This window comes from Teredinibacter turnerae T7901 (assembly GCF_000023025.1).
GTDB lineage: Bacteria > Pseudomonadota > Gammaproteobacteria > Pseudomonadales > Cellvibrionaceae > Teredinibacter > Teredinibacter turnerae_B.
Genome location: NC_012997.1, coordinates 2225771 through 2251353, shown reverse-complemented (window position 1 = coordinate 2251353; position 25583 = coordinate 2225771). Strand labels below are relative to the sequence as shown.

Here is a 25583-nt window from a genome sequence, read left to right as displayed (position 1 = left end):
ACGCAGGGTATATCGCACGCCTGAACTTAGCGCGAACAACGGCGCGAAATAATGAGAGTAACCGAATCAGCAGCGAAACGGAATCCATAGTACTTCCACAGACTCCAGCTGGATCAAAGCGGAAATGGAGAGCCACAGCGCACGCAGCGTACATTGACTGGATGGGGCGGAGTTCAGACGGGGACAATTACTCGCGAGAGCGCGAGCAAGCCAACCTTATTGTAGGCAAAGCAGAAAACTTGGTAGCTTTACCATGCAAACGCGGTTACTTTTTCTAGAAAATATGTGCTCGACCAGTAGAAAATCACATAGTGTACTTTATTCACTTGTGTACATTTATTCACTTGTATACTTTACAGCCAAGTGAGGCTCATCGGCGGGATACAGGTGCCCTTCTTTATCCGCCCAGTCCACTAAGTCGACATAAAATTTCGCGGAAAGCTCGATGGAAGCGCCCGCGAGCATCTTGATTTGTTCAGCTGGCGCAGCGCTTATATAAGCATTGGATTGTACAACTTGATCTCGCGCGGTTCTCCAAGCCTCATCTATCGGGCTTTGCATAGCAAGTATTTTCGACAACACCGCCGGACGATAATGCCCATCTTTAATAGCACGAACTTTTCCGGGAATCGCGGGGTGGTGAAGGCTGACGCCCTGCGGCCCTGCCACCACCACCCCATCTAATTTTATAGTGTCAGCGAATGCGTCCACTCCGGAGTCTTCGCTGGCTTCATCTTTTGTAGCGCCCGAGGAACAGTTCAGAGAAATTATCGAACCCTGATAATCTTCAGGGAGAATCAGGCCTGTTGCCCTAGCAAGCTCAGCGGGATCGCGCGTACCAATATATCCCTTACTTCCATGCCCGACAAAATAGATATTCTCATCAGCTTTAATTTTTGAGTAACCGTTCAGCTCAGCGTATTCAATAATATCCTGTCCCTGCCCGCCGTGATCCAGCGCCACCTGTAACGTGGATGCGGTAATCCAGCCAACATCGCGAGTTGTATCCTCACTCAGTGTTCGCCCACCGACACTAATAATCAACCGTTGCATTGGAGCAGAAGCAACTGAACGATGTGCAGCAGGCTTTACATCACTCGATGTATTTGTATCAACGGCGGCCGTTTGCGTAGCATCACCACCACCCGCTACAATCTTTTTTTGGATCGCTGTACCGGGCCGATTATCGAGAAACATCGCGCCACAATACTCTCCACTGTGCGTTTCAGTATTTGTGACTGCCTGACGACTCTGTTTTTTTGAGATTTCATGTGGCGTCTTCATACGTTTTCCTTAGATTCATCGGTGATGATATTGGAATATTCGCATGCTTTATTTTAATTTAGTGAGATGTTCAGGTATGCGCGAACTAGGGAATGCTGTGGCTGCCAAAACAATCGTTTTGGCAGCCACACATGTAGGAGCCGAAACATCAGGCCCACGGATAATAGCTCGCCTGAACCCAGTTAGTTGCAGTGCTCACACAGATGGCATATTAAATATACTTTACCCACAACACGCGATTCCGCACGCTCGCCCTCAAATATAAATTGAAGCACAGAAAGTGCGAAAATCATACGAATTTCAGTGTGCCTGGCAGCTTGAAACGTAAAATAAATTCTCTACGGCTATTTATTTAGATCCATTCGGAGTATGGCTAGGTGGGTAACCAAATCGTTTCTTGTAGGCATGAGAGAAATGAGAGAGGTTCTCGAACCCCAATTCCAAATACAGGTGTGATGGCGCTATTGATTGCTGCTCCAGTAAAAAGCGTGCCTCATCAAGCCGACGTTTCGTTAGCCAGCGTCCCGGGGTTTCACCGAAAGTGGCATAAAAATCCCGCTTGAAGGCGGACAAGCTGCGCCCGCTTAAATGCGCTAGCTGTGCGAGACTGGCCTTGAACTTGTAATTCTGATGAATAAAAGCCTGAAGATCTGCTTTACCGGGGGCATGAAAATCGAATAAAACATTATAAAGGCCTGGTTGGTCGTTTAGAAGAATACTCAAGAGCGCGTCTCGAATATGGTAAGAATCCGCCAAGGCGGTGTTACCAGGCTCAAGACTTTCTATAAAGCCGACAAGTTTAGCGCTCGGGGGGATCTCAATGAAGGTCGGCGCAAGTGATCGATCGGGCGCCGCCAACTTGTAACGCGACATGTAATCCCTAAGATAGCCCGCGTCCAAGATGGCCACAACTTTTTCGAAGTCACTCCCGTATTTATATTTACTGTAACGCGCAAGACTGTTTCTAGTGATCAAGCAGCACTCGCCCACATTCAATATGTGTTTTCGATGACCGTCAAAGCCCTCAATTTTACCTTTTAAAAGAAAGACGAATATGTGCTCCGAAATAAAGTTTTCTGGCGAGATATCCGGCCCAATGTGACAAGATACAATATTTGTGTACTTCATTTCGTACCTGCAAGAACCCCATGCTCTATCATGGACTGAGCGCTCGAGAGTATGGCCTCTTCGTTGGACCTGGGCTGCCAGCCGAGCATAGTACGCGCTTTCGCATTACTGGCTTCGCGATAGATCCCCACCAACGGCCGAATACTTTTAGCTCTTTTATTGAATAGCGCCAAAAATTTTAGCAATAATGTTGGCAGGGGTTTAGTCGACATTTTCTTAGTGTGGAATGGAAATTCCTTTTTAAGAAGAACCGCTATTTCGGTAATAGAGAGAGTGCCGCCTGACAGAGCCAAAAAGCGCTCGCCGCTTACCGCGGGTTCTAGCATCGCGAGTATATGCAACCTGGCAACATCTCGAACGTCTACAATGCCCAACCGGATGTCGGGTAGACGCTTCATTTGCCCCATCATCAGCTGCTGCAACAAACCAAACCCGCTAGACAACTCATTGCCGATGGCGGGCCCGAAGATGCCCATAGGGTTAACCACATTTAGTTCCAGATCTACTTCATTTGATTGCACGTAGTCCCAAGCCGCACGTTCGGCAAGGACCTTGGACTTATTGTAGGCGGACAGACCTTTCTCGTTGGGGTCTGTCCAGCACGCCTCGGTTATCAATTTCGACCTATCTTTTTGACTGTACCCAACAGCACCGAAATTAGACGTCAGTACCACCCTGGCTACCCCAGCGGCTTGTGCGGCCTTCAACACGCGCAAGGTGCCATCGACCGCAGGTTTGATCATTTCATCCGCATTTTTAGGTAACTGGAGGGAAATTGGCGAAGCCACATGCAACACATATTGGCATTCTTGCGCTGCAAGATCCCAATTTTGATCTGAAGTAAGGTCGGCCTGAACAAACTCGATGTCCAAATTTTTGTCTGACATTACTGATGTCAAGGTCTCACGTAGCACCTGTGCCTTATGCTCACTTCGTACCGTTGCGCGAACAGAAAATCCCTGGCGCAGTAGTTGCGCAATGCACTCTGTAGCGACGAAGCCATTGCCGCCCGTGACAAGAACACGCGTTTTCATACCCTAAACCCTACTGTATAGATAATTAATCAGATACTGCAAAGAGTATCACTACACAGGTGGCCGCAGGTTTGTTTAAAAGTCCAAAATGCAAGCGGAAGTGATTAGAACCCCAACAAAAAACTCAACGCGGTTTCTAGCGGAAGTGTCGCAAAAGACTGAATCCCGCTGGGTGCAAGAGCAAACCAAGATTTGAATATCAAGCAAGACGCCACTTGCGAGCGAATGGATTACAGCAGCACTCTACTGCAACCCGAGCTAAACGCCCGGTTAATGACACGACCAATAGAAAGGTTTACTCTATAAAAGCCTCTATATCGTCTTCCGACTCATACATCTCAACGAGTTTTTCAAAAAGATCAAGCAAGTCGATGTTCAATTTTCCCGCTTTTTCCGTGGGAAACTGGCTCAGTATGTCTTCCTTTTCTTTCCCTTGCTCGAATTGTTGGTAGAGCATTGCCGATATATTGGTGACGTACGCGAACAAGTTTTCTTCGGGCGCTTCTTCCGGCGACTTTTGGAATCTAATCGCCGAAACTATTTCGTCTGGAAAATTCCACTTACGTGCTAATTCCGCACCGACAATCATATAGTTGTAGCCAAACTGATTATCCTGCAAATCCGCCTTGTCAGCACCGCTTTCAACCATTTTATCGATACGCGCCATGGTGTCTGTATGGGCTATATAAAGTAATACGTCGCCGATATTGTGTAACATACCACAAGTAAACGCGACTTCAGGGTTGACCTTCGAGAGACGCCCAACCAGTTTACAGATATTTGCGACGGTAAAAGATTTTCGCCAAAACTTCCTTTTATCCACCCCGGGCACGTCCTTACAGGCCGATGTTACGCCTGAGGCTATCACCAGCGTTTTTAATGCTTCCTGCCCTAATAACACGATAGCGGAATCAATAGAATTGACTTTTCTACCAGCGCCATAGCGGGCGGAATTGGCAAGCCTCATCACTTTCAAAGATATGGAAGCATCCATTTGAATTTTTTTACTAATATCATCAGCGTTAGACTTGTCGTCACCGAAATCGTCGATTAGCTCTTGAATAACTTTAGGAATAGCCGGAATGTTGTGAATCTCTTTAAACAGAGCGCTATGTGGCATAAGGACACCTAACTATGGAATATCGAAGCTACATCTGAGTATAGTTAGCAAAAAGCCAGGTAGGAGGCGAATTGATATAACCTGATTGTTATATAGTGCCTTTCAACGAGAACAAATGGTATATAAAACGCTGTCGTACTAGCGGCAAATGGCATAGATACATTTACGCGCACTCATAGAACTTTAAGCGGTGACCAATGAAAAACCTATTTCAAATAGGATATCGACGATATGCGTGTCCCGACGCCTCCCAAAATGAAGTACACAGGTAGTATTTATTTTCTTTTTAAATTCCGACACGCTACTTAAAGTCAGCTAAGTGCTTGACAATAAAGTTTGGCGAGAGATTTCGGCGAGAAAGTTTGATCATAAAAATGCATCAACCGATGACGTCATGCAAAAACGCCAAGCGCTACGCGGGTAAAAATGAGCGCTTAGCTATATCGGGAAGCTATTTACGGAAAGCCATTTAAACGTTATGAAAACGCTTCCTTGCGTTATTGTCCAAATATTTCTGCCAATCACACAAATGCAACTGGCGGGTATTAACAGGCTTAATGCAAAGCCTTAAAAACCTTCCAATGTAATCTTGCCAACTGAACGACCACTCTCGAGCAGTTCATGCGCCTTGCGCAGATTTGCGGCGTTAATAGTGCCCATATGGTTAGCCTGAGTGGTTTTTATGGTGCCTTCGTCTACCAGCGCAGACACCTGATTGAGCAATTTATGCTGTTCAATCATGTCATCGGTGGCAAACATGGAACGGGTGAACATAAATTCCCAGTGCAGGGAAAGACTCTTGCGTTTTAATTTGGTGACGTCGAGGGTGGCGGGATCGTCGATCACGGCAATCTTACCCATAGGTTTTAGTAGCTCGATGTAACTGTCAATATAGTCGCCCGTGTTGGTAAGGCTTGCTACGTGGGTGACCGGCGCGATATCTAGAGCATTTATTTGATCGACCAGCGGTTTGCTGTGGTCTACTACATAGTCTGCGCCCAATTCTTTTACCCAAGTTTGGGTAGCGTCGCGCGATGCCGTTGCTATCACGGTTGCACCGGTTAAGCGCTTCGCCAGCTGTATAAGAATCGAACCGACACCTCCGGCCGCGCCCACAATGAGCAGAACGTCGTTCGCAGAGGCTTTACCTTGTTCCGACGCTTGCTTAATAGCGAGATGCTCGAACAGCATTTCCCAGGCGGTAATGGCCGTTAAGGGCAGTGCTGCCGCTTCACTGTTAGATACATTCTTAGGCTGGTTTCCCACTATACGCTCGTCTACCAATTGGTATTCTGCATTGGTACCCGGGCGGGTAAGGTCACCGGCATAAAACACACGATCACCAACATTGAACAGCTCGGCGTCTGGGCCTTTTTCTACGACTGTGCCAACGGCGTCCCAGCCAAGTACTTTGTAACTGCCTTCTTCTGCAGCTACGTTTTGGCGAATTTTGTAGTCCACCGGGTTAACGCTAATAGCATCAATCTTAATTAGAAGGTCGCGCCCGCTCACATCCGGTTTAGGCAGCTCAATGTCTTGTAAGGCAGCTTCGTCAGTGATGGGTAAACAGGCGGTGTAGCCAATGGCTTTCATTAATTTCTCCAGAGAGTTCGTGTTGCTGTTATTCGAGGGCAGCCCAAACGATACTTTCGAATCTCAAGCGGGCTCGAAAGAATACAGGCGTTTCGCTCCATTGGGGGCTGGCGCCGATGAGGCAACAGGTCTAACGAAAAGGTATGCTTAAGTTTCGCGCCATGGCTGGCCACGGCGAAAATTGCACCGACAAAAGCATACGACAGGTCAGGTGAGCGCGATGTATTTTACGCCACACGCAACCCCCTGCAGCGGAAATTACTGCTGTGTTTGCAAAAGTTCTGACTCAATCGTTTTCAGGTAGTTCGGGGAGAGAGCCGTGTAGTCCCAGATAAACAGGCCACCTAGTGATCTCGATGTCACCTGCTCGATAAAATAGTTGAGATTTTCCTGGTTGAGTCCTCGCCGCGTCAGCGCAAGGATGATGGATTTTGCCGGCGCGCCTAAGGCCAGCGTGCGGTCTAATGCTGGCCCAACGTTGGCGATAATAGTGTTCATATTCCACATACTGGCTGCATAGCACATAAGGCAGAAGCGGTCGGCGACACCCGCTTTGGCAATCGCCTCTACCTTCAGATTGGTCGCCTTGCCGGCATTGGACGACTGCGGATTGTTGTAATCCCAGCCGGCTAAAAATGTGTAGCTGGTTTGTTTGTTGGCGGATTTCAGTTTGGTCATGACGTCGATAATATTTTCCACGTTCATATTGGACTCATCGTCGAAATCCACTCCGCCCCATTGATTGTCCAGCGTGGCATCCACAATCGCATCCAGCTCCTGCGGGGTTTTAGGCATTTTATCCGGCAGTGCACCGCCTCCACCGTAGGTCCACATCACCGTACCCGGGTTTTGTGGCGCTTTTACCCGTCGTGGGCTCCAGCCAGGTGACGTACTGGTACCTGATGTAAGGTCTGGCAGGTTGGTGATCATACCGTACTGGGTAACGGCGAAGCTGTTGGGGGCAGTATTAGTCGGGTTTTGGGTCCAGCCACCTATGATGTAATCGCTCATGCAAGAACCTCCTTTTTGAGTGATCATAAAATGCTCACTCTGAGTGTAGAAGGCTATTTCAAAAACGAAAACGCCCACACAGGCAAACCATGTGGGCGTCTAAGGTGTTGTTCCTCGATGGACCTAACTCATGGCGGGGTAATCGATGTAACCCTCCTCGCCTTGGGTGTAAAAGGTGTCTGGGTTGGCTTCGTTCAATTCTGCGCCCGCTTTTAATCGTTCGGGTAAATCCGGGTTGGCGATAAAAGGTACACCAAAAGCTACCGCGTCGGCTTTTCCACTGGCAACTGCGTCTGCAGCCTCCTCAGCGCCGTAACCCATATTGACAATAAGCGTGCCTTTATAATGCTCGCGGGCGGGAGTAACGACATCAGCAGACTGCTCGCCGAGGAAGTCGCTGCGCATAAGATGCAGATATGCCAGGTCGTAGTCGTTGAGCTTAGCCGCCAGCCAGGTGATAAGGCCAACAGGGTCGCTGTCTTTCATGCTGTTAAAACTGTTTAATGGCGATAAGCGCACACCAACATGATCGCTACCCCACACATCGCTCACCACCTCAATAACCTCGAGCAGCAAGCGCGCGCGATTTTCCATACTGCCACCGTATGGGCCTTCACGGAGATTGGCACCGTCACGTAGGAACTCGTCCAACAGGTAGCCATTGGCGCCATGCACTTCTACGCCGTCAAAGTTCGCGGCTTTAGCGTTTTCTGCGGCTTTTTTAAAACCGGCAATAATGGCTGGAATTTCGTCGTCGCTCAGAGCGCGCGGCACGGTATAGTTTTGCTTGCCCTCCGGGGTGTGAACGGTGTCATTAGTAATGGCGATTTCACTCGGCGCTACGGGTTGCTTGCCGTCGTTCAGTGCCGGATGGCAGGCGCGGCCTCCATGCCAGATCTGGAGGAATATTTTGCCGCCTTTTGCGTGCACCGCATCGGTGACTTTCTTCCAGCCCTCGACCTGTGCATCGGAATGGATGCCAGGTTCACGCCAGAACGCCGAGCAACCTTCCATTGCCATGGTAGCTTCGGCAATTAACAAGCCGGAAGACGCGCGCTGCGCATAATAGGTAGCCATCATCTCTGTAGGAACATGGTCCGCGTCCGCACGACAGCGGGTCAGTGGCGCCATAAGTACGCGGTTGCTGGCTTCTACCGCGCCGAATTTGATTGGGGAAAATAGGTCTGTCATTTATGTCCTCACAAATAATTAACAAATTGTGGGTAAAACGTGCTTAGGAATCTTTTCACCAATAACCAATTAAAGCTGTGGTGCCGCTAGATCGTTTGCACGTATAGGAGTTGCGTACCTCAACAGGAGATAAGGTAAAACGTTTACGGAGAAAACTGAAAAGGCGATGACTGGCGCAGCCGCCAAATCCACATTTTCCACAAAACTAAAATTGCTTAACGGTGTAACACGGGTTCACCTGATGATGCCAGGCCAAATAAACGCCACAAGCGGTAGTGTTGCGCAAGCGCGTTTTTGCTCACAAGGTTTGGCAATGCCGTTAAAACTCTCAGAGTGAAAATAGACAGCTTGCGCTCTCGTAATTCATTGAAGTTCCCGCTGGGCACGCAAGCATGCCTCACGCGAAACTTAACCTCAAAACCAGTGTTGGATACCGAACCGCTCGCTTGGCGTAAATGCTGCGCCACTGAGTCAAAAAGCGATTAATCCCACTTGGGCGCGAAGTCCGGATTGGCAATGCGGTCATTACATTCCAGAGTCGCAATGGCTTTCATGTGCTCATCGGTGAGTGAAATCTTTTGCGCGTCCAGATTGGACTGCAGATGGCTTTCTTTGGTAGACGATGGAATGGTGATGAGGCCTTGCGCAAATTGCCACGCCAGAGCAACCTGTGCCGGAGACACGTCCAACTCGCTGGCGATATCTTGCAATACCGCATTATCCATGACCTTGCCAACCGCCAACGGCATATATCCGGTAACGCGAACGTTGCGCTCTTTACAATGCGCAATCACCTTCTGGTTTTGCAGGAAAGGCTGTACTTCGACCTGATTGGTGTAGATCACGCCTTCTCCCAGAATGGAAATCGCTTGGTCTAACTGGGCGTTGGTGAAATTGGAAACCCCGATATGCTTGGTGTAACCCTTATCTTGCGCGGCCTTCAACTGCGCCAAGTAATCTTCCATGGCAACAGCGCCGGATTCGTCCGGCCAATGCACCAACAATAAATCCACTCGATCTAATTGCAGTTTGGTCAGGCTTTCTTCCACACTGGGCAAAAATTTTTCTTCCGAAAACTTATCCATCCAAACTTTGGTGGTAATAAATAGTTCGTCGCGCGATACATCGCTATCGGCAATGGCGCGACCTACGGCTTCTTCGTTTTCGTAAAGCTGCGCGGTATCAATATGTCGATACCCCAGATTCAACGCGGTAGTCACTGAAGCGTAAGCGACATCATCTTTTAAACGGTATGTACCCATACCTAACGCTGGAATTTCTTGCATAAAAACCTCATATCTCTGGTTGTTAACCGCGCAAATTTTAGACGCTGAATAATCAAAGTTGTTGATCCAGCAATATTTGGGTCTCGAGCGGATATTTAAAGTGCCGGAGCCTGTTAACACGCATTTATCGATACAGCATTACCAGGACTCACCGACATCAATTGCTCCACCCGTGTCGAATTACGCGCGAGCGATGTTTTATTCCGACAATCCAGCGGATAGTCAGTTCAGATTAAACCCACGGCCTGTTTATCACAAAAAAAAACCGGCCAAATGGCCGGTTCTTTTATGCGCCTAAAGGTGTTTCACCATGCAGTCAACGTCGTCGACCACAGGCGAATTTCCAGCTTAGGGCAGCACTGGCGCTGGAATTGGTCCAAAGTAGCCAATTTCCGCCTCGTTGCCTGGTTGCGGATCAACCGACTCGCCGGCCGGATGCTGAACAACGGTGGAGATATAGGAGAACCCGTTAATGTCGTTAAACATATAAGGCCCGGTATTCTCAGCACCACTTGGCGCAGAGAAAATGCGCGTGAGTGATTTTGCGTTAAGGTCGTACGCCCACACAAAGTTATTGTCGTGATCGTCCGTATCTTCGGTGATGATCAGGGTGTTGTAACCGATATAAGCAACGTTATCTGGACCAGCCAGGTTGTCGATGTCACATTGCGAACCCTCTGGTACACCAGCGATAAGACCGGTCATCGCACCAACAACATAGTCAGAACCAATCGCGGCATTACTACCCAGAGACATTTCGTACAAACCACCACAGTCGTTTTTGGTACCAATCTTCATGTGATCGGGGCCGCCAACGTCTGCGCTGTTGCCAGCCAGCATACCGTTGTCGATATCGGAAATCGCCAAGTACATTTTGTGATTGTGCGGATTGTAAGTAATGCCTTCTTCCTTGCGCATTTCCACTGTAGCGCCCAGGTAGGCGGCATAACGACGTGTTTCCAATCGCGAGGCTGCCAGTTCCATACCAGCGTTAAGCTTCAAACACTCCTGCGTACCCTTATGGTTGATGGAGGTGTAACCCAACATACACTGGTTACCGGTTGGCGCAACAGCGGAAAAGATATCGTCGAAGGTCAAAGCAGTGTCGCCCTCGATCATGGCTTTGATATCTGCATCCGTCGCATGGCCCATTGGCAGCCATTCGATATCAGCAGCCCCCATACCCGCATTGTCAGCACTGTCGGCCGCGGTCTGGTTCCACTTCATCGCATACAAGCTACCGGAACTCAGGTCGGTAGGTACATCTGCGATAAACAGGAACAAACCACCGTTAGTGCCATCGTCTGTGAGGTACACGGTTTTTTCATCCGGCATGGCGTAAGCAAGTTCGATCGCCAAACGGCCCATCGCGTAGTGCTTGGTCACGGTGTCGGTAACGTTGTCGCCATCGATTTCGATATCCACTTCAACCGCATAGCCGTACCAATAGGGGTTGATTTCGGTCAGCGCCAGATCTGAATGGTAATCGCCAATCTGGTTGTAGTAACTGTCGATTTCGCCAGTGGCAGCGGAACGCAAACGGTAATCCGGCTCATACTCTTCAGAACCCAGGTGAGTATCCCAAGGCGTTACCATAGCCGCACAGTGGTTGTAGCCACCGTGCACGTCAGCAAAGTCAATCGCACGCGTGGAAATCATGTTCAACTGACCAGTAGTCGCATCTTGCTGCAATTCGGACAAAGACATCCCACCAGGAATATTTTCGTACTGAGAAATCGCAAACAGACGATCACCACGGGTAATAAAGGACGTAAACTCGTTGTAGTTGGACACAAACAGCGGCGTGCCGAACTTATCATTTACCTGCGCGTAAACATTGCCATCAACCAGTTGACCAGATTTCGCCAAGGTGGTGTAACCGAAGCCAGCTATTGCATTGCCGTCTAAGGTTGCTGCACTGCTTGCAAGTATCTGATTTTCCTCAGTTGGATCCGCAGGAGGCGCGATACCGCTGAACGCTAACTCACCTGTTTGGCGCTCATTGATGGTATTGATCACGTCACCTGGGCCGACATCCGCCAGCACGGTGCCGCCTTTCGTATCGCCACTTTGAACCTGGGCTTCTACCACCGAGAAATTCGCAATTTCCCAGGTGGATGAAGGCTTGCCAGTCACCGAGGTGTAATGGAATGCGATCGTGAGGTTGGCACCGACAAATTCAGACAAATCAATATCACCGGAATTAACAAACGTCCAGGATTTGCCTTCGGTCCAGTTAACCTTTGCCGACAGATTAGTCCACTGTGTGGTGGTTACATCGCCGGAATAGTTAGCAGAAACCATCAGTGCAATCTGAGTGCGAGGATCGTCGCCGTAGTTGGATGCGTTGTCGAAATTCAGCACGGGGTTAACCGCTTTCGACAGATCAACTGTCCGCACTAACCAATCATCACAGGCTGCTGTTCCCTGATAGCAGGACACTTTCGCAAATGTACTGCCATTCGCTGAACCGTCGACCCAGTCCTGACCGTCTACCGTAGTGGACACGGCCGTCCAATTGACGATGCCCTGACTAAAATCATCTTCCGCATAAGGCGCAAGATCAGACTCCACTTTAATATCGGTAATTTCCCAAGACGCCGCGTCAGCTACTTCGGTACTGTAGTGAAACGCCAGTGTAATAGTTTGGCCATCGTAGGCGGACAAATCGATTTCACCAGAGTCTGCCCAAGCAAATTCACCGGAAGACCAAGTGGCCTTATCACTCAATTCAACCCAGCTAGCCGATGCAACATCGCCATTGTAGTCAGTCGCAACCAGAACAGATATTTGCTCGACACTGTTCTTTCCGTACTTGTAGGCATTGCGGAATGACAGAACTGCGTTACTGGCCGAACTCAAATCCAGCTCGCGCAGCATCCAGTCGTCACAGGCTTCGGCACCTTTATAACAGTTAGCCGCAGCGTAATTCACACCGGAATAACTGCTCTGTTGCCAATTCAGGCTGGCCTCGCCATTGTCGATGACGGTCCAACCTGCGAGATCGGTTCCAGTGAAGCTGTCTTCAAAAATTACTGTTTTGTCAGCGGCGGGCTGTTGGGTTTCTGGATCAACAACTTTGCCATCGAAAAACTCAAGGTCCATCCAGACCAAGCGGTGGTCAGAGCTTTCGACATCAGTAGCATCAACCGCTTCTACCAGATAATGCAAATTGTCTGAGTGACGCGGCCAGAATACGCCGTTTTGCTTAATACGCATTCCCTGTGCGGATGGCAACACATAATCTGCGCGCATCGCCCATCCTGCGGTATGGCTGGTTCCGTAGAGATTTGCAGGTGAATTTTCTGCACCACCCACACTGGTAGGCACTTGGAAGTTAGCGCTGTCTTCACGCAAATTCGGGTTCACGTAGGGTGAATCCAAAAGCTGATCGATTGCGCGGGAGTCGTCGTCGAAAATATATGCATCGCCTTCAACACTGGACGCATTTTCGTCGCCAACAATAATAAACATATCGCCATCGTTCAGGGTTACGCCAGCGCTATTGTTGTCGTCGTAAAGATAGCCACCTTTGGCCGGGTCGATGTAATCAGCCCACAGTCGAATTTCGTCTGCGTTGCGTTTTCCGTTGCGATCTTCTTCGGCGTCAAATGTGGGCGGCGTTGGATGAGAGCCCAATATATGGATAGTTTTACCGCCGATAGTGACCGGTACATCCATATGGGTTTTAGAGGATAAACGGAAGGCTTCCCATTCTGCCGCACTATAGAATTTTTCACCGTCGAGCTCTGGCTCCAGTGCACCGGGCATGTCTTTCCATTTAAAGAGCTGGAAAGTCCGTGAATTGGTTTCGTCCAGCGGGTACTTGGAGAATACCGCCATACAGTATTTTCCTGGGTATTCGCCAAAACCATAAGCGTCGTCTGCGGTATTGTCCGAGCCATCGTTGTTCAGATCGAAACCGCTGGGCACACCGGTGTTACAGTCGTTGGTATAAATGTAATCATAGGTAATGGCACCCGCACCGTTTTGCGATACTTTCAAGTAGTTTTCGCTGAACGAGTTGATTGTGGCCATATTGTCGTTGCCATCAATTTCATTCAACAGCAGCACATCGGCGTTCGTGCGCTGAATAATTTCAGCCACTTTTTGTGCTTTAACGTAGTCACCGTTGTCGAAAGCCGCTTTCAAACCACCCGCGACCTTAAAAGGATCAAAACCCGCGTTGAAAGTCGCTACACGGAAATCGCCTTGTTTCGCGGGCATGCTGTAAGCGGACTGAGTTTCCACCGTAACAAACTTGGAAATATCGATTTCAGTTTGCGCATTATCGGTGATAGTTAAGGTAACCTGATACTCACCGGGGTTAGCAAAGGTGTGTGCAACTGCGCTGCCAGTTGCGGCGTCGGTGTTATCGCCAAAATCCCACTCGTAGGTGAACGGCTCGCCGGCACCGTTAAATGCGGATGCATTAAAACTGATGCTGCGGTTCGCGTAAAAGGTTTCGTCGGGTAGCGTGATTTCACCGTCTAACGGGAAATCCCCTGTACCCATGCCGTCGATAAGAATATCGTCAATTTCCCATTTCGCCGCATCTGGAACCGGGGCGACGTAATGAAATGCCACGACCACAGGCTTACCAACAAAATCCGTTAGAGAGACATCACCAGAATCGACAAATTCAAATGCGCCGCCAGACCAGCTCGCAGACTCGGTGATATCTGTCCAGGTCGCGGTGGCGGGATCGCCCGCATAATCATCACTGACCATTAATTTCATCTGGTCAGCCGAATTATTACCGTAATTCCATGCGCTATTAAAGGTGATTTTTGCCGAGGTGAAATTGGTGAGGTCAATTTCTGGCGAGATCATCCAATCATCACACGCTGCGTCGCCCTGGTAGCAGTTTGCCACAGCAAATTTGTCACCCGCATAAGTTTCGGTTATCCAGTCTTTGTCGCTGGCCTGACTAATAGTCGTCCACTTGCTCAGGCTACCAGATTCGAAATTGTCTTCGAACAACTTGATATAGCGTGGTGCTTCCGTACCACCGGAACTTGAAGAACTGCTGGACGAGCTGGAGCCCGAGGAGCTCGAACTGGACGAACTAGAGCTAGTTGAACTCGTACTGGACGAACTGGTTGACGCGCTGCTGGAAGACGAGCTGGAACTGCTGCTCGAATTGCCAGAAGAGTTGTCGTCATCGTCGTTCCAGCCACAACCCGATAACATGATTGCAGCAGAGAGCGCGGCGACTTTGAAATGATTCACCTTCACGGAAACCCCCGGTTTATGATTAGAAAAAGCTATTGAAGGAAAGAGGACCAGTCCAGGCGCAAGTCGTAGTGGTAGGTTTTTTCTACCGGTAGTACGGGCGCCGTGGCTGGGTCTATGTGGTCGAACACATTGCGCTTATTACCCAGCACCGCATCGCGCCCCTGGGAAAAAGATTGCGTTTTAACGATCTGCCAATACACTTTATTTAGTGCCAATGCGCGCTCAGGCGAAGGCGTTATCAGTGTCTTTACATCGGCCGATTTAACAAGATCGGTATCCACCTGCGTGGCGTCATCGAACCAGCGGGTTAGCATTTCTTCGTTCTGACGAAATTCATCGCCGCCGCCGGTACGGGTAAAATAGGTGAGGTACTCCCCTTCGAGTTCGTTCCGGTTGGGCACATCGGGCATACCGGCAAGATCGATATACCCCCAGCCTTTAGCGCCGTCGATTTTGCGGGGGAAAGAAAAACTTTGATCGATGGTGGTACCTACGGTGGTATGACAGCCCATGCAGAAAAAATTTTCTTCGTAGTTTGCCAGGCGTAAGCGGCCTTCTTTATCTTCCAGCCAGCTCTGCACATACCAGCCCATACCATTATTTAGCCCGGCTTTTTCAACCGGTTTTGCCCAGGCGTAATTGGGTAATCGTCCCTGCTCTTTTTCACGCTGCTCTACGTTGTACATATAACGCATCGCAGGCTCCGACAGATCCTTGTATTTTTTCGTATAGCGAATTTCTTTTACACGTTTGGCCGCTACCACCTGCTCTTTATCGCGAACATCCAGGTAGCGAAGTGTATGTAAAAACTCTGTACCACTCGGATACATTTGCCGTTGTAGCGGGATACCCGCGGCCGCGCCTAAATAATATTGGCGGTAAACAATGGAATTTGCGCGACCTAAAGCTCCATCGCCGTCCAGGTCGACACCAATTTCAGCTTCTTCGGTAGGCGGAATGGATATTCGGGGGAGCTCTTTAATACTCAACTCGACCAAGGATAAATTAAGCAAATAGAGCGTGCGGCTTGATTTGCCGTCTTCGGTTTGGCGAAACAACATCGGCAAGCGGATCATCACATCATCTGCGCTGCCATTTGTCGGCCAGAAGCTACTCGGTAAAGGCTTGTAATTAAATGCCACCCAACCGGACCCATCGTTAGCAAAGCCCAAGTCATCGAATGCCTTGTCAGGCGAACCCAGATCTTTTAATGCAATCGCGCCTTGCCCCGAGGCTGGCGTAAGCTCTGAATAGAGTGCCGCGTAGTTATCCTGACGCACATAATCAAGTACAGCGGAATCTGTAACGGTTGCAGTGTGCTTGCTAAAGTCTTTAAAAAAGTTTTTCCAGTGGTTGGTTTCACCATACTCGGAAAAGGCATAGGCCGCCTGGAGCACACCGTCATCCAGTGTATTTAAGCGCGTGCCCTTTGGGTGGCTCTGATGGCAGATATAACAAGGGTTGTGCTGACCTTCTGTTTTGGTGTAGCACTGGGGAGGGATTACAGCTTCTTCGTTGCGCAGTTGAGCTGCAAAAGCTGTTGCACTGCAAATATCTATAAACCCCAATAACCCTAGAAAAAACCAACGCATTATTTGCCCGACTAATAGTGAATACACAATTGGCCCGGACAATAGCGAACTAATGTTACGGTATGAGGTATTTTTTATTTCTTTGACTTAATTCACGGAAATATTTACAAGAAAAACGACCGTTGGAATTATTCGAGGGACAGTTGACGCCAGTTTAGCGACTACTAATAGGTTTCGCGGCCACTAATGAAAAGACACCAGATATGCAACGCAGGACAGCAAGCAACGCGTATTTTTGCGAGATAAAAAAACCGGCACACCCGCGTGAAAGGTGGCCGGTTGAACAACACAGTTAAAGTATTAACTGGTTAAAAACCTTGCTAACCGCTAAGGTCGGCTAGCACTTAAACATCAGATAGCTTCCGCCTGTGTCGTCGTTGGCTTTTCTGCTGGCGACTTCTGAAACTTTTTCTCCAGCGTGCGCAACAACACGTAAAAGATGGGCGTAAAGAATAATCCAAACGCAGTGACTCCCAGCATACCGGAAAACACCGCTATGCCCATCACAACGCGCATTTCTGCACCGGCACCGGTTGAGAACACCATAGGCACCACACCCATGATGAACGCGAAGGACGTCATCAAAATTGGGCGCAGACGTAAACGGCTGGCTGTGATGGCCGCTTTCAGCGTCGGCATCCCCTCCATTTCCAACTCCCGTGCGAACTCCACAATCAGAATAGCGTTTTTACAGGCTAAGCCAGCCAGCACAAACAAGCTGACCTGAGTAAACACGTTGTTGTCGCCACCACTAATAAACACACCGGCAAGGGCCGCCAGAATCGAAAGTGGTACCACCAGAATTACGGCCAATGGTAACACGACACTTTCATACTGGGCAGCGAGTACCAGGAAAACCAAAATCAGGCACAGCGGGAAAATAAAGATCGCCGTATTACCCGACAACACTTGTTGGTAGGTGAGATCTGTCCATTCATAGCTGATACCAGGCGGCAAAACTTCGTCCAGAATTTCACTGATTGCATCCTGCGCCTGACCACTCGAGTAACCGGGGGCAGCATCGCCATTTAAATCAGCTGCCAGGTAACCGTTATAGTGGGTCGCACTCTCCGGGCCATAACTGTCTGATATGTGCACCACTGAACCGAGCGGCACCATATCCCCATCTCTGTTACGCACTTTTAAATTCAACGCATCATCGATGGATTCACGATACTGCGCGTCAGCTTGCGCAATAACCCGATAGGTGCGGCCGAACTGGTTGAAATCGTTGATATACAACGAACCTAAATAGATTTGCATGGTTTCGAAAATTTCACGCAAGTCCAAGCCAAGCTGTTTAGCCTTGGTTCGATCGAGATCCGCATATAATTGAGGAACGTTGATCTTGTAGTTTGAGTACACACGACTTAGCTCTGGGCGCTGCATTGCTTTTTGACTTGCTTGCGCAACTACATCGGCCAGGGCTTCGTAGCCCAATCCTGCACGGTCTTCAATTTGCAACTTGAAGCCGCCAGTCGTGCCCAGTCCACGCACAGGTGGAGGCGGGAAGATTGCGATAAATGCTTCGTCAATAGCGCCGAATTTTTGCTGTAAGCGCTGCGCAATGGCGGCCGCAGACTGGCTGCTGTCCGTTCGCTCATCGAAATCCGTGAGCGGGAAAAACACGATGCCAGCACTGGAACTGTTAACAAAACCATTAATGCTAAGGCCCGGGAACTGAACAGCGTTAGCCACGCCCTCCTCTTCCAAGCCAATCGCACCCATATCTTCAATAACCTGGCGGGTACGCTCGAGCGTAGCGCCGTCGGGCAAAATAGCAAAGGCGATCAGATATTGCTTATCTTGTGGAGGCACAAAACCTTTTGGAATGCTGATAAATTCCCAACAGGTAATCGCCAAAAAGCCTGCGTAGATTGCCATCATAATGGTCTTGCGACCGAGCAAATGCTGTACGCTGCGGCCATAGCCATTCGAGCTCGCGCCAAATACCCGGTTAAAGCCACGGAAGAATGGACCGAAAACTTTTTCCATGCCGCGAGTGAGCAAATCTTTCGGCGCATCGCGATCTTTCAGCAACAGGGCAGACAATGCCGGGCTTAGTGTCAGCGAGTTTACCGCCGATATCACCGTGGAAATCGCAATAGTGAGAGCAAACTGTTTGTAGAACTGGCCAGTAAGGCCACTGACAAACGCGATAGGCACGAACACCGCCACCAAGGTGAGAGAAATGGCAATAATCGGCCCACTCACTTCCTGCATGGCTTTGTAGGTTGCCTGTATCGGGTGTAGCCCTTCTTCTATATTGCGCTCGACGTTTTCTACCACTACGATCGCATCGTCCACAACAATACCGATAGACAGCACCAACCCGAACAGGGACAAGGTATTAATGGAAAACCCAAACACGTGCATCAGCGCAAATGTACCTACGATAGAAACCGGTACTGCTAACAGTGGAATAATCGATGCTCTCCAGGTCTGCAGAAACACGACGACCACAATAACAACCAGCAGCAGCGCTTCAAACAAGGTGTGAACAACCGCCTCGATAGAGCCTCGAACAAACACAGTCGGATCGTAAACCAGCTCGTAACTCATACCTGCAGGAAAGTCTTCCGACAGCCGTTTCATGGTCGCACGCACCTGATCGGAGATCTGGATGGCATTCGCGCCGGGCGCCTGAAAGATGGGAATAGCAACGGCAGGTTTGTTGTCGAGAAGCGCATTCAGCCCGAAATCGGAAGCCCCCAACTCTATTCGCGCAACGTCGCGCAAGCGAGTGATTTCTCCATGCTGACCGGCTTTGATAATAATGCTGCCAAATTCCTCTGGAGTCTCCAGTCGACCTTTCGCGTTGATGGGCATTTGCACTTCGATCGCGGATGACACTGGCGCGCCACCAATAATTCCGGCCGCCACCTGCACATTTTGCTCTCGAATGGCATTAACCACATCCGTTGACGTCAGGTTGTACTCGGCAATCTTATCCGGGTTAAGCCAGATACGCATCGCGTAGTCACCGGAGCCAAAGAGTCGCACCATGCCCACGCCAGTGAGCTTCGCCAGCTCATCTTTTACGCTCAGTACCGCGTAGTTGCGCAGAAACAGGTCGTCATATCGTTGATCTGGCGACGTGAGGTGAACCACCATCGTTAGATTAGGTGAACTCTTGGTTACAGTAACGCCAACCTGGCGGGTGACTTCCGGCAACCGAGGTAACGCCTGGGAAACCCGGTTCTGTACCATTTGCTGGGCAAGGTCCGGGTCAGTACCAATTTTGAATGTGACGGTCAGCATCATCTGGCCATCAGTGGTTGCCTGCGAGAACATATAAATCATGTTCTCCACGCCGCTCATTTGCTCCTCAAGCGGGCGCGCAACAGTTTCAGCGATAACTTTCGGGTTGGCACCAGGAAACGATGCGTTTACCACCACAGAGGGCGGCGCAACTTCCGGGTACTCGGAGATTGGCAGTTGAAACACTGCCAGTAAACCCGAGATGAAAATAAGTAGTGAAATCACTCCCGCAAAGATGGGGCGATCCACGAAAAATCGGGATATATTCACGCATCAGACCTTTAAATTATTGAAGGTTCGCCGCAAGTTCAGCAGCGTTATCGACGGGTACCGGGTCTACTGTGCTCTGCGGGCGCACACGAGACAGGCCACCCACAACCACACGGTCGCCAGAGTTGAGCCCTTCTCTCACGACACGCTGGCCGCGAATCTGGTCACCCAGCTTCACTTCACGGTATTGCACGGTGTTGTTCGCATCAACAACGTAAACGAATTTGCGATCCTGGTTAGTACCAATGGCGCGCTCAGGAATCACGTATTCGGCCCGCTTGCTGGCAGAGCCAATTCGCACGTTCGCAAACATGCCTGGCACTAAGCGACCACTCTCATTCGGAAAGATCGCCCGGGCACGAATAGTCCCGCTGTTGGAATCCAGCTGATTGTCGAAGGCGTAGAGCTTGCCCTTAAGCGTACCGTCGCCACTACCTGCCTCCGCACCCTCGCCGAAACTCAGCGTGACTGGCATCGTGTTTGATTCTGAGCCGCTTGCAGCCAGATGAAGGTAAGTTTGCTCGTCTACGCGAAAATCCGCATAAACCCGTTTGTGATCAACAATAGTGGTTAATAGAGGTGCATTGGCACCTGCTCCAACAATATTGCCGGCAGTTAGCTCCGCACGGCCAACACGACCCGCGATGGGCGCTACCACGTGGGCGTATTCCAGATCCAGCTTAGCGTTTAATAACTGGCTCTCAGCCTGTAAGATGGCGGCTTTCGCGACATCGTCGGCAGTGAGTGACTCATCGTAACGGCTTTGCGAGATAAGTTTGTTGCCCAACAACTCCTGGGAACGCTGCAAGTCTTGCCCGGTAAGGCGCGCCCTCGCCTTAGCGGTTGCCAGACTGGCTTCAGCCTGTTTCACTGCAGCTTCGAAGGGGCGTGGATCGATGACAAACAGGAGCTGGCCTTTCTCGACCAGTTCGCCGTCACTGAACATCACCTGCTCAATACGTCCACTCACGAGGGGGCGCACGTCAACACGTTCGACAGCGGTGATACGACCGGAGAAATCACTCCATTGGCGCAATTCGTTGGCCTTCATCTCGAGCACTTCAACTTTCGGAGCGCTTTGTTGGGCATAAAGTTTGGGGGCAAAACTGGTAAGCAGAGAAAACACGGTAAGAAATACAGGGTGAGCAATAGCTGCTCGCCCCATGAGCGAGTATCTAGGTGACATAACAATTCCTCGGCGATTGAACAGGCGGGGCTGGCATAGGCCAGTCGACAAGATGAACAAACTGTACATACCGGTCGGTATGTGCGTCAAGCAGAAATGTTACCCGTCTTGGGTGAGTTGGTAACACAATCTGCTATTTATCTTTTGATAACAAGAGGTTGTAACGCTTACTTCAAGTAAAATAAATCAGCTGAAATAGTCATGTTTCCGTGCTAAGGTACGTCTAAAATCGAAGTGTCACAAAACCGACATACCGGTTGGTATAGAACTAAAATCGCCGCTAGCGGTCACAGTGACCACAAGCCAATCAGGCTCACGAGGAAGTAACGGGTAATATATGTGCCATGTCCAATAACATAGAAACACGCGAACGCCTGCTCGAAACAGCGTTAAATTTGTTGTGGAGACGCAATTATAACGCCGTGGGGGTGAACGAAATCTGTAAGCAAGCCGGTGTGACCAAAGGAAGCTTCTACCACCATTTCGAGTCTAAGGCGGCGCTATTTTGCCAAGCGAGTGAGTACTCGTGGCAATCCACTAAGCAAGTGGTGGATGAGATCATGTCGCCCATGAACCCTCCCCTTGAGCAGCTCAAACGTTACCTTCGGTTCGTATTCTCGCGGAAATTCGATATAGACGCAGGAACGGTAAGGGATTGTTCTTACACATTTTCAGCCAGCGAACTCGGTTGTGATTTTGCCACGATTGCGCAAACTCAGCGGGATATTTTGCAACGGTCTATCACCTATAATCGTGCGTTGATTCAAGCGTTAAAGCAGGCAGACTTGCTGGAAAAGGATATATGTGCCGAATCTACTGCCCGCCTGTTCGCACAGTACTTCCACGGAATGGTGAGTTTTGCGCGCATTGAAAACAACTTCGACGCAATAAAAACGGACATGACGACTGCAATATTCCGCCTTTTGGGATTAAAGCAAGAACATTGGTTCGACCCGTTTGACGACGCCTGATACCGAGGTCCGCCAGATATAAGCACAAATTTCGCGCGCGGGATGAAGTTTGCCCACTAAATATTTGGCTTATAAGGTGAAATTTACCTGTTGTTAGGAAAAATTTGCGGAACCAATTCGGGCATAATCACTCTTTTGAGTGAAAGCGCTATGCTATATTTGCTGATACGCCGCAGTTTTGCGCTCTTGAGTCAGCGCGCTGTCAAACGTTTATTTGCCAGGTAAAACCGGACTATGCCTTCTATAAAAACACTAAGCCGATTTTTGCTCATTTCGCTACTTTTTTCTTCTGTAGCCTGGGCCACGATAATTCCGCCGCTACAGTACACTGAGAAACAATCGGAAACACTTAAAGAAGTTATCAGCCGCTTGCATTCACACCACTACCGTGACCAACCGGTTGACGACGCGCTATCACAAAAATTCCTCGCGAAATACCTGGAAACGCTCGATCCGGCACGAATGTTCTTCTACGCCAAGGACGTTGAAGGTTTTGAAAAAAACGCCACCAAATTCGACGATTACTTTCGCAAAGGCGACCTCGGCCCAGGATTCGATATCTACCACACCTACCGCCAGAGGCTGGTATCCCGCCTTGAGCAGATCATAGACCTGCTGGAGGACGACTCGGTGACTTTCCGCTTCGATCAGAATGACAGCATTGTGATCGACAGGGAGGAAATGCCCTGGCCGAATACACGCGCAGAAGCCGATGATCTTTGGTTTAAACGCATAAAACTGAGCCTGCTCAACCTCAAACTCGCGGGTAAAACTGTGGCGGAGGCGCGAGAAACTGTTGCGCGACGCTACAAAAACCAGCTTACCCGCATAAAACAGCAGGATGGCACCGACGTTTTCGAAACCATGGTAAATGCCCTAACCATGCTGTACGACCCACATACCAATTATTGGAGCGAGCGCACATCGAAGAACTTCGATATCAACATGTCGCTTTCGCTTGAAGGCATCGGGGCTGTTCTTCAATCAGAGGACGAATTCACCAAAGTAGTCCGCCTGGTACCTGGTGGGCCCGCCGACAAGCAGGGCCAGTTAAAAGCAGCCGATCGTGTCGTCGGCGTTGGCCAGGGTTCTGACGGTGAACTGGTGGATATTGTAGGCTGGCGCCTTGACGAAGTGGTAAACATGATTCGCAGCCCTAAAAACACCACGGTACGACTCGAAGTGCTGCCAAGCGATGCGCCTGCCAACGGCGAAACCCAGATAATCAGCATCCGACGCGGTAAAGTGAAGCTGGAAGATCAGGCCGCTAAAAAAGCCGTTATGGAGCTGGGTGACGGCGATACCACATACAAAATCGGCGTAATTCACCTGCCAGCGTTCTATATCGATTTCCAGGCACAAAACAACCGAGACCCCAACTACAAAAGCAGTAAACGCGATGTGGCTCGCCTGCTCGACGAGCTGAGCAAGGAAAACGTCGACGGAGTTATTCTGGATTTGCGCAACAACGGCGGTGGTTCACTGTACGAGGCGACCATGCTTACCGACCTGTTCATTGATCAGGGGCCGGTCGTACAGATACGCACTCCCGACAACCGCATCAACCGCCACCACAGCTCCAATTCCAAAGCGAGATACCGCGGCCCGCTGATTGTATTGGTTAACCGATTGAGCGCTTCAGCGTCGGAAATTTTCGCTGGTGCAATCCAAGACTATCAACGCGGTTTAATCGTGGGCTCACAATCGTTCGGCAAAGGCACAGTGCAATCTGTGACCGATTTGCTCGAGGGTAAGCTAAAAATCACTGAATCCAAATTTTATCGTGTGTCTGGCGACAGCACGCAGCACCGGGGGGTAATCCCCGACATATCGCTACCGGTGATGATCGACACCGACGAAGTCGGAGAATCCGCGTACGAAAACGCGCTGCCATGGGATCAGATTCACGAGGTTCCCCATGCGCGTTATTACAATTTCCAGGCGTTTTTGCCTGAGCTGATTGCCGACCATGACAAGCGTGTAAAAACCGACCCGGATTTCAATTTCATTCTTGACCAGATAGCCATGATGGCAAAAAACAAGGACAAGAAGAGCGTTTCGCTTAACGAGAAATCGCGCATCGCTGAAAAAGAAACGCTGGAACGTGAAGCCATGGATATAGACAACAAGCGACGTATTGGAAAGCACCTTCAGCCCTACAAAACCCTGGAGGAATACCGCTCCTCTGAGGTAGAGGAGCAGGACGATGAGCAAGTGGCCCAGAATCAGTATGAAATCGATGTGGACGGTGATACCCTGTTGATCGAAACCGGCAATATCATGGTCGACATGATTCGCATACTGTCTACCGATGCAGTAAAACAGGCGTCTAATTTCTAACGCCCTTTCGCGACTCGACTATTTTGGTGTTTCCAAGCCCGGCTCCTATGCCGGGCTTTTTCGTTTGAATAACCGCAGTTACGATAACTTACGACTGAACTGCTATAGCGAAATTTATAGGTACGTTGCAAGTGCGTTTCGCTAGAACCTACCCCGGAAGTAAAAAGGAGAATTCATTGGCCATTACCTGTGTATCGTTTAACGTAAACAGTATCCGCACACGATTACATCAATTAGAAGCGGTGGTAGAGAAATATAATCCGGACTTTATTGGCCTCCAGGAAACTAAAGTTGCCGACGAAAATTTCCCTCGCGAAGATATTGAGCGGCTTGGCTATCACGTTGAGTTTCTTGGCCAAAAAACCCACTACGGGGTTGCACTTATGTCGAAGCATCCCTTTTTATCCGTACAAAAAGGCTTTGCAACAGACGGCGAGGATGCTCAGAAGCGATTTATTGTTGGGCAATTCGAGATTGGTGCAGACAAACCACTTACCGTCATGAACGGCTATTTCCCTCAAGGTGAGAGCAACACCCATCCGGTTAAATTCCCAAACAAACGCAATTTCTATAGCGATCTACAGTCGCTTCTAACCGGCCAATATTCGCCTGAAGACAATCTTATTGTGATGGGCGATATGAACATTTCACCGCAGGATATCGATATAGGTATCGGCGAGGATAACCGTAAACGCTGGCTGCGATCTGGAAAATGTAGCTTTTTGCCAGAAGAGCGAGAGTGGTTGGACAGGCTGTTATGCTGGGGGCTTCACGATACCCTGCGCAAATTGCAACCCGAAGCTGACGACCTTTATAGCTGGTTTGACTACCGCAGCCGCGGCTACGAACGCGAACCACGTCGTGGTCTGCGCATCGATTTAATTTTAGCGACTCAACAACTTGTCGAAAAATGTTCCAATGCGGGTATCGATTTGGAGATTCGCGGCATGGAAAAACCGTCTGATCACTGCCCTATTTGGGCGGAGTTCTCGATATAAAAGTACACGTACAATCTTAATCAAGTAGTGCCAGGTATTTGGTGAGTACTGTAAAAAAGCGAGCTCCCAAGGCTCGCTTT

At 49.6% G+C, this 25583-nt stretch carries 15 protein-coding genes; 3 read left to right on the top strand and 12 right to left on the bottom strand.

Annotation, left to right across the window (positions count from 1 at the left end; translation table 11 throughout):
- Positions 1-336: 336 nt before the first annotated feature.
- The 12 genes from TERTU_RS09575 to TERTU_RS09520 all read right to left on the bottom strand — a co-directional run bounded on the left by TERTU_RS09575 (position 337) and on the right by TERTU_RS09520 (position 21194).
- Entirely contained in the window at positions 337-1284 is a 948-nt protein-coding gene (locus tag TERTU_RS09575) for a hypothetical protein (protein WP_015817775.1), read from the bottom strand.
- A gap of 348 nt (positions 1285-1632) precedes the next feature.
- Positions 1633-2412 (bottom strand): AraC family transcriptional regulator, encoded by a 780-nt coding sequence (locus TERTU_RS09570; RefSeq protein WP_015817176.1) that lies wholly within the window; start codon positions 2410-2412, stop codon positions 1633-1635.
- The gene (locus TERTU_RS09565) at positions 2409-3446 is read right to left on the bottom strand and encodes an SDR family oxidoreductase (RefSeq protein ID WP_015818544.1); all 1038 of its coding nucleotides are present in this window, start codon (positions 3444-3446) and stop codon (positions 2409-2411) included. Before TERTU_RS09565 ends, TERTU_RS09570 begins: the two co-directional genes overlap by 4 nt.
- 295 nt (positions 3447-3741) lie before the next feature.
- On the bottom strand, positions 3742-4566 hold the full coding sequence (locus tag TERTU_RS09560; protein ID WP_015817959.1) for an HDOD domain-containing protein: 825 nt from the start codon (positions 4564-4566) through the stop codon (positions 3742-3744).
- 567 nt (positions 4567-5133) lie between these two features.
- On the bottom strand, positions 5134-6159 hold the full coding sequence (locus TERTU_RS09555) for a zinc-binding alcohol dehydrogenase family protein (protein WP_015817413.1): 1026 nt from the start codon (positions 6157-6159) through the stop codon (positions 5134-5136).
- 258 nt (positions 6160-6417) lie between these two features.
- The gene (locus TERTU_RS09550) at positions 6418-7170 is read right to left on the bottom strand and encodes a hypothetical protein (protein WP_015819638.1); all 753 of its coding nucleotides are present in this window, start codon (positions 7168-7170) and stop codon (positions 6418-6420) included.
- A gap of 123 nt (positions 7171-7293) precedes the next feature.
- The gene (locus TERTU_RS09545) at positions 7294-8361 is read right to left on the bottom strand and encodes an alkene reductase (RefSeq protein ID WP_015819209.1); all 1068 of its coding nucleotides are present in this window, start codon (positions 8359-8361) and stop codon (positions 7294-7296) included.
- A 482-nt stretch (positions 8362-8843) separates the two neighbouring features.
- Positions 8844-9647, bottom strand: coding sequence for a 2,5-didehydrogluconate reductase DkgB (gene dkgB, locus TERTU_RS09540; protein ID WP_015819446.1), 804 nt, complete (start codon positions 9645-9647; stop codon positions 8844-8846).
- Positions 9648-9995: 348 nt separating this feature from the next.
- On the bottom strand, positions 9996-14885 hold the full coding sequence (locus TERTU_RS09535) for a choice-of-anchor J domain-containing protein (RefSeq protein WP_041590161.1): 4890 nt from the start codon (positions 14883-14885) through the stop codon (positions 9996-9998).
- A 29-nt stretch (positions 14886-14914) separates the two neighbouring features.
- On the bottom strand, positions 14915-16477 hold the full coding sequence (locus tag TERTU_RS09530) for a hypothetical protein (protein WP_015818590.1): 1563 nt from the start codon (positions 16475-16477) through the stop codon (positions 14915-14917).
- 351 nt (positions 16478-16828) lie between these two features.
- Positions 16829-20008 carry an efflux RND transporter permease subunit gene (locus TERTU_RS09525; protein WP_015817987.1) on the bottom strand — a complete coding sequence of 1060 codons (3180 nt, stop codon included), beginning with the start codon at positions 20006-20008 and terminating at the stop codon, positions 16829-16831.
- Positions 20009-20024: 16 nt separating this feature from the next.
- On the bottom strand, positions 20025-21194 hold the full coding sequence (locus tag TERTU_RS09520; RefSeq protein WP_015818195.1) for an efflux RND transporter periplasmic adaptor subunit: 1170 nt from the start codon (positions 21192-21194) through the stop codon (positions 20025-20027).
- Between the two features lie 344 nt (positions 21195-21538).
- On the opposite strand from TERTU_RS09520, the gene TERTU_RS09515 reads away from it, so the two are divergent.
- The 3 genes from TERTU_RS09515 to xthA all read left to right on the top strand — a co-directional run bounded on the left by TERTU_RS09515 (position 21539) and on the right by xthA (position 25503).
- Positions 21539-22165, top strand: a complete 627-nt coding sequence (locus tag TERTU_RS09515) for a TetR/AcrR family transcriptional regulator (RefSeq protein ID WP_015818208.1) — start codon at positions 21539-21541, stop codon at positions 22163-22165.
- A 234-nt stretch (positions 22166-22399) separates the two neighbouring features.
- On the top strand, positions 22400-24505 hold the full coding sequence (locus TERTU_RS09510) for a carboxy terminal-processing peptidase (RefSeq protein WP_015817159.1): 2106 nt from the start codon (positions 22400-22402) through the stop codon (positions 24503-24505).
- A gap of 176 nt (positions 24506-24681) precedes the next feature.
- Positions 24682-25503: an exodeoxyribonuclease III gene (xthA, locus tag TERTU_RS09505; protein ID WP_015819977.1), complete on the top strand. Its 822-nt coding sequence runs from the start codon at positions 24682-24684 to the stop codon at positions 25501-25503.
- Positions 25504-25583 lie beyond the last annotated feature (80 nt).